Annotated in this window: 12 protein-coding genes; 7 read left to right on the top strand and 5 right to left on the bottom strand. The window is 60.5% G+C overall.

The genetic code is table 11. The features are described from left to right. Nucleotides 1-53: 53 nt before the first annotated feature. Nucleotides 54-1,343: a salicylate 1-monooxygenase gene (gene salA / locus NPS46_RS15590; protein WP_274108630.1), complete on the bottom strand. Its 1,290-nt coding sequence runs from the start codon at nt 1,341-1,343 to the stop codon at nt 54-56. A 152-nt stretch (nt 1,344-1,495) separates the two neighbouring features. Here salA and NPS46_RS15585 point away from each other — a divergent pair, with 152 nt between their 5' ends. Continuing rightward, nucleotides 1,496-2,398 (top strand): LysR family transcriptional regulator, encoded by a 903-nt coding sequence (locus NPS46_RS15585; protein WP_274108628.1) that lies wholly within the window; start codon nt 1,496-1,498, stop codon nt 2,396-2,398. Nucleotides 2,399-2,401: 3 nt separating this feature from the next. Here NPS46_RS15585 and NPS46_RS15580 read toward each other — a convergent pair whose 3' ends face one another. Next, on the bottom strand, nt 2,402-3,343 hold the full coding sequence (locus NPS46_RS15580) for a class I SAM-dependent methyltransferase (RefSeq protein ID WP_274108626.1): 942 nt from the start codon (nt 3,341-3,343) through the stop codon (nt 2,402-2,404). A gap of 485 nt (nt 3,344-3,828) precedes the next feature. On the opposite strand from NPS46_RS15580, the gene NPS46_RS15575 reads away from it, so the two are divergent. After that, nucleotides 3,829-4,365, top strand: coding sequence for a hypothetical protein (locus NPS46_RS15575; protein WP_274108624.1), 537 nt, complete (start codon nt 3,829-3,831; stop codon nt 4,363-4,365). 62 nt (nt 4,366-4,427) lie between these two features. Here the strand turns inward: NPS46_RS15575 and NPS46_RS15570 are convergent, their stop codons facing one another. Then, nucleotides 4,428-4,844: a DUF6713 family protein gene (locus NPS46_RS15570; protein ID WP_274108622.1), complete on the bottom strand. Its 417-nt coding sequence runs from the start codon at nt 4,842-4,844 to the stop codon at nt 4,428-4,430. A 157-nt stretch (nt 4,845-5,001) separates the two neighbouring features. On the opposite strand from NPS46_RS15570, the gene tam reads away from it, so the two are divergent. Together tam and fabV are read left to right on the top strand one after the other, a co-directional pair. Continuing rightward, nucleotides 5,002-5,766 carry a trans-aconitate 2-methyltransferase gene (gene tam / locus NPS46_RS15565; RefSeq protein ID WP_274108620.1) on the top strand — a complete coding sequence of 255 codons (765 nt, stop codon included), beginning with the start codon at nt 5,002-5,004 and terminating at the stop codon, nt 5,764-5,766. A 139-nt stretch (nt 5,767-5,905) separates the two neighbouring features. Next, on the top strand, nt 5,906-7,102 hold the full coding sequence (gene fabV, locus NPS46_RS15560) for an enoyl-ACP reductase FabV (protein WP_274108618.1): 1,197 nt from the start codon (nt 5,906-5,908) through the stop codon (nt 7,100-7,102). A 111-nt stretch (nt 7,103-7,213) separates the two neighbouring features. Here fabV and ppnN read toward each other — a convergent pair whose 3' ends face one another. Beyond that, entirely contained in the window at nt 7,214-8,587 is a 1,374-nt protein-coding gene (gene ppnN, locus NPS46_RS15555) for a nucleotide 5'-monophosphate nucleosidase PpnN (protein WP_274108616.1), read from the bottom strand. Nucleotides 8,588-8,878: 291 nt separating this feature from the next. On the opposite strand from ppnN, the gene NPS46_RS15550 reads away from it, so the two are divergent. The 3 genes from NPS46_RS15550 to NPS46_RS15540 all read left to right on the top strand — a co-directional run bounded on the left by NPS46_RS15550 (nt 8,879) and on the right by NPS46_RS15540 (nt 11,987). Further along, entirely contained in the window at nt 8,879-9,754 is an 876-nt protein-coding gene (locus NPS46_RS15550) for a hypothetical protein (protein WP_274108614.1), read from the top strand. Nucleotides 9,755-10,055: 301 nt separating this feature from the next. After that, the gene (locus NPS46_RS15545; RefSeq protein ID WP_274108612.1) at nt 10,056-11,306 is read left to right on the top strand and encodes a hypothetical protein; all 1,251 of its coding nucleotides are present in this window, start codon (nt 10,056-10,058) and stop codon (nt 11,304-11,306) included. Between the two features lie 93 nt (nt 11,307-11,399). Further along, entirely contained in the window at nt 11,400-11,987 is a 588-nt protein-coding gene (locus tag NPS46_RS15540; protein WP_274108610.1) for a LysE family translocator, read from the top strand. On the opposite strand, the gene NPS46_RS15535 is transcribed toward NPS46_RS15540, so the two are convergent. Beyond that, nucleotides 11,984-12,817 carry an AraC family transcriptional regulator gene (locus NPS46_RS15535; protein WP_274108608.1) on the bottom strand — a complete coding sequence of 278 codons (834 nt, stop codon included), beginning with the start codon at nt 12,815-12,817 and terminating at the stop codon, nt 11,984-11,986. The two genes, NPS46_RS15540 and NPS46_RS15535, sit on opposite strands and share 4 nt — an antisense overlap. Nucleotides 12,818-12,833 lie beyond the last annotated feature (16 nt).

Here is a 12,833-nt window from a genome sequence, read left to right as displayed (position 1 = left end):
TATCGTTGTTATAGAGCCGGGGCTCGGGGCCCCGGTCATACGGCCACTGTGTGTCAGTGGCTCGTCAGTGCGTGCGCGGTGTGCCAGCCCAGTTGCGTGCGGGCCTGGGCGATATCGGCTTCCAGATCGTGCTGCCACAGCCAGTCGAAACGGCTTTCCAGGGTGGTGGCCAGGGCCTGCTCGTCGGCGCTGACCTGCGGGGCGCGCAGTTCATACAGATCACCGGCTTCGCGGGAGGTGCGCTGCACGCGGCAGGCGCGGGGGCGACGCAGGCTGTCGTAAGCCTTGAGCAAGGTGTCCAGGTGCGTGCGCTCCAGGCGCGGGTCGCCCAGCAGGCGGGCGAGGAACCAGGCGTCTTCCAGGCCCTGGCCGGCCCCCGCGCCCTGGTGCGGCAGCATGGCGTGGGCGGCATCGCCGATCAGGGCCACGCGGCCATGGACATAGCCCGGCAGCTCGGCCAGGTCGTGCAGCGCCCAATAGGTCGGGGCGGGGATGCATTCGAGGAGAATGCGCGCGGCCGCGCCCCAGCCGGCAAAAGCCTCGAGCATCTCGCTCTGGCTGGTCTCGCGGACCCAGGGCGCATCTGCCGGCCAGAGCGGTTCGGCGTCGCTGCGTTTGGACACGAAGGCGACCACATTGATCAACCGGCCCTGCTTGACCGGGAAAGTGAGGATATGGCGGTCCAGTCCCAGGTACATCTGCGGGACATCCACCAGATGCTCATCCACGCCCTGAGCACGGTAAGCCTCGCGCAACTGCTGGCTATCGATCATCCCGCGATAGGCGCAGGTGCCGCTGTAGCGCGGAGCGGCGGGCGCGGCGCCGATCCCGGCCAGCACCTGGCCGCGCAAGGCCGACTTGATGCCGTCGGCGCCAATCAGCAGGTCGCAGCGATAGTCCGTACCGTCGGTAAACACGACCCGGGCCTCTGCGGCCTGTTGCTCAACATGGCTGGCGCGCTTGTTGAAACGGGCGATTCCCGGCGGCAGGCGGCTGGCCAGCGCGTCGAGAAAGTCGGCCCGGTGTACCGATGACTGGCCGACCCCGGGCGCGACGCTGGCGCCCAGGTATTGCGCCTGCTCACCCAGGCGCCACTCGAACCAGACATCCTGCCAGGGTGCGGGTGTGCGGTCGGCGATCTGCCCATAGGGTTCGCCCAGGCCCAGCCCCGCCAGGGCCCGTACCGCGTTGGCGCCAAAGGACACGCCGGCCCCGACCTCGCCAAAGGCCGGGGCGGATTCAAACAATTGGACGTCGAGATGGGCATGGCGGCAGAGATCGAGGGCCAGGGCGATGCCGGAAATACCGCCGCCGACAATGCCGATACGCAAGGGAGAATTCATAAGGCTACCTGTGGTCGCTTCTTGATTTTGTGTGCGACCGATCATCGCGGCTCCAGTACTATTAATAAATGCGCTGTCAGCCATACAAGTTATTACCGTTCTGAATAATGCTCGGTAATCGAACGCTTGAGCACACATGCCCCGGGAAGCCCATGGAACTGCGTGATCTGGATCTGAATCTTTTGGTGGTGTTCAACCAGTTGCTGCGCGAGCGCAAAGTCTCGGCGGCGGCCGAGAGCCTGGGCCTGACCCAGCCGGCAGTGAGCAATGCGCTCAAGCGCCTGCGCCTGGCCCTGCAGGACGAGCTGTTTGTGCGCACCTACCAGGGCATGGCCCCCACGCCCTATGCCGAGCAACTGGCCGAGCCGGTGGCCCTGGCCCTGCAAACGCTGCGCGAGGCCTTGAACCGCGAGGACGCGTTCGACCCGCTGACCAGCGAGCGGACCTTTACCCTGGCGATGACCGATATCGGCGAAATCTACTTCACTCCACGGTTGATGGATGCCCTGGCCAGGCTGGCGCCCAAGTGCGTGATCAGCACGGTGCGCGACAACCCCATGAGCCTGCGCGAAGACCTGCAGAACGGCACGGTCGATCTGGCGGTCGGTTTGCTCCCGCATTTGCAGGCTGGATTCTTCCAGCGGCGCCTGTTCCATCATCGGTATGTCTGCCTGTGCCGGGCGGACCATCCGGCCACGCGCGAGCCGCTGACCCTGGAGCGTTTCCTGGCCTATGGGCATGTGCGGGTGGTATCGGCCAATACCGGCCACGGCGAGGTGGATGCGCATATGGCGCGCGAGGGTATCGAGCGGGCGGTGCGCCTGGAGGTGCCGCACTTTGTCGCGGTCGGGCATATCCTGCAGCGCACCGATTTGCTGGCCACCGTGCCGGAACGGTTTGCCGCCTGCTGCGAAGAACCGTTCCGCCTTGCCACGCTGCCCCATCCGGTGGTGTTGCCGCAGATTGCGATCAACCTGTTCTGGCACGGCAAGTACCACAAGGACCCGGCCAATCGCTGGCTGCGCCAGCTGATGTTCGAGCTGTTTTCCGACTAGGGCTCAGTGTCCCTGGCGGAAAACCAAGGCTTTGAGCCCGCTTTGCGAGTCGATATCGGCGAACTCCGGCGGGTTGTCCAGGCGTTGTTCGAAACGCAGACCGGGAGCTTCACGGGTGACGCCTTCGATCAGAAATTGCGGGCCCATGGCCGGGTCATTCATGCAGGCCAGTACCGTTCCCTGTTCGCTGAGCAACTCCGGCAGGCGGCGCAGCACGCGTTGGTAATCCTTGGTCAGCAGGAAACTGCCTTTCTGGAACGACGGCGGGTCGATGATCACCAGGTCGTAGGGGCCGCCGCTCTTGACCTTGCTCCAGGACTTGAACAGGTCATGGCCGAGAAAGCCGACCCGGCTCAGGTCATGGCCATTGAGGCGATGGTTGTCGCGACCGCGATTGAGCGCGGCGCGCGACATATCCAGGTTGACCACATGGCGGGCGCCACCGGCAATCGCCGCCACCGAGAAGCCGCAGGTGTAGGCGAACAGGTTCAGCACGCGCTTGCCTTCGGCATTGGCCCGGACCCAGTCGCGGCCGTAACGCATATCGAGGAACAGGCCGTTGTTCTGCTTCTGCCCCAGGTCGACCAGATAACGTAGGCCACCTTCGGTCAGGGTCCATTCCTCGATGGGTTCGCCGTGCAGCCATTCCACCGGGCTATTGGGCAGGTAGCGCAATTGCAGCACCAGGGTGTGGGCGCCGCGGGCTTGCCAGGCAGGCGATTGTGGCAGTTCGAGCAACCGCTGTTTGAGCGCGTCCAACTGCTGCGGCTCGGGCTCCTTGAACAGCGTCACCAGCACGACGCCCTGCAGCCAGTCGACCGTCAGTTGCTCCAGTCCGGGCCAGCGCCGACCGCGACCATGGAACAGCCGGCGGGTTTCGTCGGGGGCGGCTGCCAGGGCAGACAACAGATGAGCATGCAGGGTGGACAGGGCTTGAGGGTTCATCGAACGGGGCCGGCGGTGTGAAAAGGGCGGCATTTAACCATATTGCGCAGGATCGGGCCCCTGGTTGGGTGAAGAGCAGGTCGGCAAATGAGAGTGATTCACCGACTAAAAACTATGGATCAATTTTGATCGAAACGCATGATCTAGAGCAATTAGCCTACTGCGTTCTATCACTCGTACTTTCAGGATATGCCATGTCTGGTTTCCTTGGCCGGCTCTTCACCTCGGAGGGTATTGGGCACACATGGGTGTCCCCAAGGGGGTCGGACAATTCAAAGTCAAACGGTGAACACGGTGAAAATGCCAGGCTCGTGAAGACATCCGCATGTCAGGTGCGCTTGGCTCGGCGTGATGACCCCTGCCGTTTTCCCTTGGACTTCAGTCTTTCGAGACTGCGTAATGGCAAGGGATTCAAAATAACTCGTCATCATCTCGCCAAACGTCTGGGTCAAAGCCGCTTGATCGGGAAAGGGGGGTTGGAGAATATGACCCTGCTACAAATCAAACAGGCGGAGTTCCTGGAAGCGAGCGTGAATCAAATAGAGTTCGGCAGAAAGATAACGGTGCGCTGCGAAGGCTCGCCGTTTTTGGGCCGCAGTGGCGCATTGGTCAAGCTGTCGAAGCGGATGGATAGGGCAGACGCACACGTCAATCGGGTCAATCTTTTGCGTGCCCAGGAGGAAGGCATCGCGCGGCGTGATCTGTGTGTGGAGGCTACGTCTCAGGAAGGCGACGATGCCGATCTTGAAAGGACACAAAATCGCGGTTCCGAGTGTGTGTCTCTGGCGATCAACGGTAATTCTGATTCGCTGTCGAGCAAATTGAACCGACCCGATCTCCAGGAAGCTTGTGCCAAGCTCATGATGACCATCGGTTGGAAGGGGCCTGGCGCTGGAAGCGCTAAACAGGACTCCAGGCGTCAGGCCTCTGGATCCCCGTCGTATTGTCACTGTGACGACACCAACGCTGGATGCATTGCGTACTGGCGCTGCCAACGAGGCAGTGAACTAACGCTGGATTGATCATCCGCTCAGCACCACGCGTGACCAGGGAGCCGTCCTTGAATACAACAGGTTATGGATCCCTAAAGCTCGCCTGCGGCAGCCCGGGTGTGGTTGTCCGCGCGGGGGCTGTTTGTCCTGATGCAGCACACCCAGTACAGGGCCCCCAGTAGCGCGCTACCACCAATCAGTGCTTGAGAGGGCAGCGAGTCGAAGCTGTTGAGCGGATGGTCGCGCAGGTGATAGTGCAAGCCGGCATGCAGCAGCATGAAGCTGGCCAGTAGCTGCCGCGAGTATTCGCGTGTTGCCCGGTGGCGGCACCAGCAGACTCCGAGCACGATGGCCAGCAACGGCACATGCAACAGGACAAACCAGCGCTCGGCCAGGAGCGGCGGCAGGTCGCGAAAACCGTAGAGCAGGCGCCATTCCGCCTGGCTGACGGCATCCAGCTCATGGCCGAGGAAAAAGCTCAAGCACAGCACAAACAGCCATGGCTTCATTACGTACTTGCCTCCAGAAAAAGAAGGGCCAAGGTAAACGGCATTCGCCAGCGCGCTCAATGACCTGCCAGGTCATGGCCCGGGTGTTTTAGCAGTGGTCATCCGCCGCTGGAATATCTACGCTCTAGCCCCCAATCCGTGCAAAGAGCCTAGAACCATGACCTGGTCAGCCCGGCAGTACTCAGCCTTTGAATTGGAACGCACCCGCCCGGTGCGCGACTTGCTCGCGGCGATCCCGACCCGCGACGTGCGCGAAGCGGTGGACCTGGGCTGCGGTCCGGGCAACTCCACCGAAGCACTGGTGGAGCGTTTTCCCCAGGCACGGATCAGTGCCATCGACAGCTCCGAGGACATGCTGGCCAGCGCGCGCGAGCGTCTGCCCCAGCTCAGGGTCGAGCTGGCGGATATTGCGACCTGGGACCCCGCCCAGACTTTCGACGTGATCCTGGCCAATGCTTCGTTGCAATGGCTGCCCGATCATGCCGCGCTTTATCCGCGGCTGGCGGGTAAACTGGCCCCCGGCGGTAGCCTGGCGGTGCAGACACCGGACAATTTGCAAGAGCCGGCCCATCAACTGGCCCGCGAAGTGGCGGCGCAAGGGCCGTGGGCGGCGAAGATCGGCACGGTGCGGCACCCGCCACGGCATTCGGCGAGTTTTTACTACGCGTTGCTCAAGCCGCACTGTCAGGCGGTGGATGTGTGGCGCACGACCTACCACCATCCCTTGGCCGCGGGCCACGCGGCGGTGGTGGAGTGGTTCAAGGGCTCGGCGCTGCGCCCGTTCCTCGGGCCATTGGAGGCGGATGAGCAGGCGGCGTTCCTTGAGCGTTACCTGGCCGCTGTCAGCCAGGCCTACCCGGCACTGGCCGATGGAACGGTGTTGCTGCCGTTTCCCCGGTTGTTCGTGGTCGCTACCCGCTGAAACCCAGGATTTTTCGGCCGTTGTACCGGCTGTATTCGATTCACCGTGACGCTTTGGCATTACGAGCGTCTATGACTAGAACTCGCGACACAGGCAGGGCCTGTGTCTGCCCAGGCAATATAGAAAAGAGAGGCTTGTGATGATCATCAAACCGCGCGTTCGTGGTTTTATCTGTGTGACGACTCACCCGGTTGGCTGTGCCGCCAACGTCAAGAACCAGATCGACTATGTCACCGCTCAGGGCAAGATCACCGACGGGCCGAAGAATGTCCTGGTCCTCGGCGCTTCCACCGGCTATGGCCTGGCAGCGCGGATCACCGCCGCGTTCGGCTGTGGCGCCAACACCCTGGGTGTGTTCTTCGAGCGTGAAGGCGACGAAGGCAAGCTGGGTACCGCGGGCTGGTACAACAGCGCGGCGTTCCATGACTATGCCGAAGCGGCAGGTCTCTACGCCAAGAGCATCAATGGCGACGCCTTCTCCGATGAGGTCAAGCGCAAGACCATCGAAACCATCAAGCAGGACCTGGGCAAGATCGACCTGGTGGTTTACAGCCTGGCGGCGCCGCGCCGTACTCACCCGAAAACGGGCGAAGTGATGACTTCGACGCTCAAGCCGATCGGCAAGTCGGTCACCCTGCGTGGCGTCGACACCGACAAGGAAGTGGTCAAGGAAACCACCTTGCAGCCGGCGACCCAGGAAGAAATCGACGGCACCGTAGCCGTGATGGGTGGCGAAGACTGGCAGATGTGGATCGATGCCCTGCATGAGGCCGGTGTCCTGGCCGAAGGCGCGAAAACCACCGCGTTCACCTACCTGGGCGAAAAACTGACGCACGATATCTACTGGAACGGTTCCATCGGTGCGGCCAAGAAAGACCTCGATGAAAAGGTTCTGGATATTCGCGCCAGCCTGGCCGACCTGGGCGGCGACGCGCGGGTTTCGGTACTCAAGGCCGTGGTCACCCAGGCCAGTTCGGCCATCCCGATCATGCCGCTGTACCTGTCGCTGCTGTTCAAGGTGATGAAGGAGCAGGGCACCCACGAAGGCTGCATCGAGCAGGTTTATGCGCTCTACAAGGACAGCCTCTACGGCCAGCCGCCGTGCATGGACGATGAAGGCCGCCTGCGTGCGGACTACAAGGAACTGGCGCCTGAAGTCCAGGAACGCGTCAAGCAGCTCTGGGACCAGGTCAGCAACGAGAATCTCTACGAGATGACCGACTTTGCCGGCTACAAGGCCGAGTTCCTGCGCCTGTTCGGCTTTGAAGTACCGGGTGTCGACTACGACGCCGACGTCAGCCCTGACGTCAAGATCAGCAACCTGATCCAGGCCTGATCCTACGCACTGCGCCGCGCCCTCCAGGGCGCGGCGCGGTGTCGTGTCAAACCCCTCTGTTTTTCGTCGCTCGGCCCGCCCTTCGGGTTTGTGGGCGGTCTTCGGCTGCCTTCAGGTCACCACGCGATAGCACGGCTCATAGGCAGCGCCACCGGGCAGTTTCATCCGATGCTGTTCGACAAAGGCCTTCAGCAGTTTATCCAGCGGCTGCATGATCGAGGCATCGCCATGGATCTGGTACGGCCCGTGTTGTTCGATCAGGCGGATGCCCTTGTCCTTGACGTTGCCCGCGACGATGCCGGAAAACGCCCGGCGCAAGTTGGACGCCAGTTCATGGGGCGGGATCTGGTGATTGAGGACCAGGCTGGCCATATTGGCGTGGGTCGGGTCGAACGGGTGCTGGAAACCCTCGTCAATCTTGAGCAGCCAGTTGAAGTGGAAGGCGTCGTTGCGCTCGCGACGGAACTGCTTGACCGCCTTGAGCCCATCGACCATCTCGCGTGCCACCTGGGCCGGGTCGTCGATAATGATTTGGTAATGGCGCTGTGCGGCTTCTCCCAGGGTGGCACCGACAAAGGCATGCAGCTGCTCCAGGTAGGCGGCGGCGCTGCGCGGACCGGTCAGGATAACCGGGAAGGGTAGGCCCTCGTTGTCCGGGTGCATGAGGATGCCCAGCAGGTAGAGGAACTCTTCGGCAGTACCGGCGCCGCCGGGGAAGATGATGATGCCGTGGCCGACCCGGACAAAGGCTTCCAGGCGTTTCTCGATATCCGGCAGGATCACCAGCTCGTTAACGATCGGGTTTGGCGCCTCGGCGGCAATGATGCCCGGCTCGGTCAGGCCCAGATAACGCCCGCCGCTCATGCGCTGCTTGGCATGGGAAATGGTCGCGCCCTTCATTGGCCCCTTCATCACGCCCGGCCCGCAGCCGGTGCAGATGTCCAGCTTGCGCAGGCCCAGTTCGTGGCCGACTTTCTTGGTGTACTTGTATTCCTCGGTGCTGATCGAGTGGCCGCCCCAGCACACCACCATCTTCGGTTCCACGCCGGGGCGCAGGGTGCGGGCGTTGCGCAGCAGGTGGAAGACGTAGTCGGTCAGGCCCTGGGAGCTGTCCAGGTCGATGCGCTGGCTGTCCAGCTCGTTCTCGGTGTAGACGATATCGCGCAGGGCGCTGAACAGCATTTCCCGGGTGCTGGCGATCATCTCGCCATCGACGAAAGCGTCGGCCGGGGCATTGAGCAGTTCCAGGCGTACGCCACGGTCCTGCTGGTGAATACGCACTTCGAAGTCCTGGTAGGCGTCGAGAATGGTCTTGGCGTTATCGACATGGGCGCCGGTATTGAGAATGGCCAGGGCGCACTGGCGAAAGAGGGTGTAGGTAGTGCCGGTACCGGCTTCGCTCAGTTGTTGTACTTCCCGTTGGGAAAGGGTCTCCAGGCTGCCCTTGGGGCTCACCGAGGCATTGATGACGTGTCTTTGGGCCATGCTTGGGTCTCTCTGGGCGGTGCCGCCAATCGTGAAGGGCGGGGCACCGGATGATCGCTCACTTGCGGTGTGGAGCTCTACGTGGAGGGTGTTTGTAGAGGTAAATCAATGGGCTGGAGCCTAGCACGGGTTGAGGGTGGCGGGGATAGCCAGAGGGTTGGTCGCGATACTGGCGCCACAGTGCAACTGTGCGTTTAAAAAAAACACGGCAAGTGACGATAGCTCCAGCCGTGGCCCAACGCCTAAGGTCGATTTGCTTGACCAATGAAATCACTATAGGCGCAAAACATCATGACTATATTCGCTTGCTCCAGATCGCTTGGAGCATCTGATGAAGCTGAAGTATTTAAATCTAAGGAAACGAATTTTAATACAACCTCGGGAGCCGGTGTTTTCAGCTCGCAGTTCCTTGAAACGGATAGTTATAGCCGTCGTCTGGGAAAGAAGCAGCAGTCTGCCGCCGCCGGGGGCATATTGGAGCGGCGGGGGGGCTTACCTTGTGAGGTCCTTCAGGGCCTTGTGGGACTCGATAAGGCATTTCTTGCCGAGAAGGGACGTGAGCCCGAGGCTTCGGTAGGCGATGTGACCTGGGGAGAATGGCGTGAAATGCGCATGGGCTTAAATGCGCGATACTTGTCCGGTTACGGGCGATTGGCTACGGCCGAAACGCTTCGGGCGATGACTCTCAAGGAGGTGATCAATGTGTTCGGTAAAGAGGGCGATTTCCCCACGTGGGACGATGCGCTTGCGGCCTTTGTCGGCGGTATGACGAGTTTTGCCGACAGTTTTGCCAGCGAGTATGCAGGGCTATACGGGGAGGACTGTTTGCGAGTAGCACCAGATTCATGCGTTGAAAATTTTGTTTTGAAATTTTTAACGGAACTGACCGGGGATCAAGTAGAACAGTTGAGCGCACGGCTGTTGATGGGGATGTCCAAGCGAGCGCAGCACATCTTTACTTTTGCTTATGAGCAGGTTGAGTTGTCCAGGGACAGCAAGCTGGACGATAAGCTCTCTCAGCTAGGGTTTGGGGTACGGGTCTTGGACGCCCTGAGGAAATACCTGAACCTGGAGCCTATGCCCTCTATCAAAATGGTCAGTCTGGGTGACATGGATGACTATGAACTGGCAGCGTTGGACCGAGTGCTGAAAGGGTCTGATGGATAATCGAGGTGCTTTCGGAAATAGGCAATGGCAGGGTCCGTAACAAGCTAAAGGGGATTTAGGCTTGCCTCGTAGTTCAATGAGCTCGGCGGATTCAACATAGGCTTTTCCTGAGCGTGCTGCCGTTGCTGAGGTTTGGCTCGACGCGAGCAGCGGCGCACGGTTTCTACAGTTTGGATTGGAATAATCAGTATCAGCCTTAAATGATAATAATTATCAATAGAGCGACAGGGAGCGGTAGTGATCGCGCTTGCACAGTGTCTATATTTCACGCGTAACCCATTGAAAATATGAGGGCGTGAACATGACGAACAAGGTTGCAGATTTGAATGCGTCGATGTTTTCACCGGGGCCTATGGCATCTATCAGCTCTACCAGATCCGGCGCTCGGTTGGTTGCAAGCCATCAAGATAGCTTCAGTTTAGGCAAGCGGCAGGATGCCGAAAGACGCGGGAGAGTACTAAAGCGTCTGGGGGCTTCTCTAATGCAGCCCTTTATGGTTCCGCGCGAGCGGTTCAGCCATTTGCTCCGTAGCTCGGGTGGATCAACTACAGGGGCCAATGGTGCTGATGAGCCAACAGTTCCGCTTTGCAGTAGGCCGGTTGCACCGCCGTGTTTCTATGCGTTGGCCGGTGCTGAAAACGCGCTCTATGGCCGTCGTATGGATAGCCTGGTCAAGTCGCTTGACGCGGCTGCATCCGTGCTCGGCCAGAAACAGACGTTGGGCCAACGGCTACTCAAGGCCCTCGACTCGTTTGGCAAATGGTTTGTTTGTAGTACCCGCGACGCTGAAAGCTGTACTTCTGATAAACAGAAGTTCAAGGCTCTGTTCGATGAGTGTAGAGCGCGCGCGACTGCCCCAAGGGCTACCCATTCGCCTGAAGGTGCGAGCGACGTTGCTAACGGTTTGACTGCTCTGTATCTGGAGGGGTTTGGTAGGGAGCTGACGGCCGAGGCTGTTCAATGGCTGGTGGCTGAAGAAAAAAAGGGGGCGTCAGCCGTTGATGAATTGGCCGCCAAGTTGAAGGCGACAAAAGACGTTGCGACATGTTATCGATCGCTGCCCTTGAAGGAAGTATTGACGGCCATAGGTGACGGCCAGTATTTCCTCGAGAAAGGCGACGCGCTTGCGGTATTTTTGGATGGGGTTGTAGCGTTCGCCGGGGGAATTGCGGAGCAGAGGAGGGGCGTTCAGACATTCATATCGCAAGACAAACATTTTGCAACCGCTGTCCAGTCACTATTGGGGACATTGACGCCAACCCAGAAAGTCGCAATCAAACTGCGCCTGAATGATTTTCTGGCCGATAAAGCTTACCGAATTTTTGATTTTGCCAGAGTGCATTCATACCTCTCCCGGGGTGATCAGCTCGGTAAGCAATTGTTGTCGCTGAGCCTGGGTGAACAGGTGATGGAGCCGTTGCTCAACGAGTTGGGATTGCAACCGAGAAGTGATGACGAAATCCCTGCCGATATCTCTATCGGCGCGTTGGATATCGACGAACTGGCGGCATTGAACCGTGTGCTGGTGCATATCCAAATCTCCAAAAACTGATGCCCCTAGGGGCATTTCCTTCAATACCCAGGAAACGATGGTCCCTAGGCTTGCGTTCAGGATTCACTTCACGAACGTAAGAGTAGGTACTGCATGAGCGTATTAGTTTCCATGGCCGCCTTTGCCCTGGCCACCTCGATCACCCCCGGCCCGGTCAATGTGGTGGCCCTGAGCAGCGGTGTCCGTTATGGCCTGCGCGCCAGCCTCTGGCATGTCACCGGGGCGACGCTGGGTTTTACCTTGCTCTTGCTGCTGATCGGCCTGGGCCTGCATGAACTGCTGGCGCGCTGGCCGTTTCTGACCCAGGCGATCCAGTGGGGCGGCTGCGTCTTTTTGCTGTTCATGGCCTACAAGCTGGCCGTTGACAATGGCGCGGTCGATACCAAGAGCTCGGCCAAGCGCCCGTCGATGATCTATGGTGCGCTGATGCAGTGGCTCAATCCCAAGGCCTGGATGGCCTGCGTGGCCGGGACTGGGGTCTTTGCCAGCAATGGCGAGGCGCCGTTGGTATGGTTTTTCGCGGCGGTGTACTTCGTGGTGTGCTGGAGTTCCATTGCCTGCTGGGCGTACGCCGGTAGCTTTCTGCGCCACTACCTGGAAAACCCGCGGGGCATGCGCCTGTTCAATCGCACCATGGCTGTGCTATTGGCCGTCAGCGCGCTCTATCTCCTGTTGCCTTAACCCTGATACTGGCCCGGTGTTGCCGCCAGGTGCTGCTTGAACGCCCGTTGCAGATGTGCCTGGTCGGCGAAGCCTGCCAGTAGCGCAACGTCGGCGATTAACCGGCCCTGGCGCAATTGCTGCTGGGCGTACTGGATGCGCTGGTTGACCAGGTAGACGTGGGGCGTCATGCCGTAGTGCTGCTTGAATGCGCGGATCAGGTAGGACGGCGACAGGCCGGCGGCCTGGCAGATTTCGTCGAGCCGCAGGCCCTCGGTGCAGTGCTCGCGGATGTGCGCGGCAGCCTGTTCGAGCTTATGGTTGATCGGGCGGGACGGCGTCGGCGCCGGGTTCAGGCGCAGGTGGAGCTGGGTGAAAAACGCGACAATAGCCGAGTGCTTTTCCAGCAACGCCGCCTGTGCGTCGATCAACAAGGCATACAAGGCATTCAGCTCGGCATACAGCGTCGGGTCCTGGCTGTGGGTGGCGTTGAAGTCACAGAAGCCGCTGCCGGCGTTGAAGCCCAGTTCATGTTGCAGGGCCGTCAGCCAAGCAGTGTCGATGTAGAACATGCAGTAGGACCAGGGCTGGTCGTCGATGGGGTTGCAGGCATGCACGATCCCCGGATTCATCAGCACCACGGTGCCTTGCCCGATCTGCCATTGTTGGTTGCCGCTGATGTAAGTGCTGTGTCCGGCGGTGATCGCGCCAATGGAAAAGTGCTCGTGGGCATGGCGGCTGTAGCAGACCTTGCGCCCGTCCGCGATGGAGCGGGCTTCGATAAACGGCAGGGCGGCATCGCGCCAGAAGCGCGGGGCCTGGTTGTGATCGCGCAAGGAGGTGGGCTTCATGGGTGGCTGTCCGGCT

The organism is Pseudomonas putida (assembly GCF_028682395.1).
Classification (GTDB): domain Bacteria; phylum Pseudomonadota; class Gammaproteobacteria; order Pseudomonadales; family Pseudomonadaceae; genus Aquipseudomonas; species Aquipseudomonas putida_AB.
Note: the sequence above shows the minus strand (reverse complement) of the source record. Positions and strands in the feature narration are given on the sequence as shown.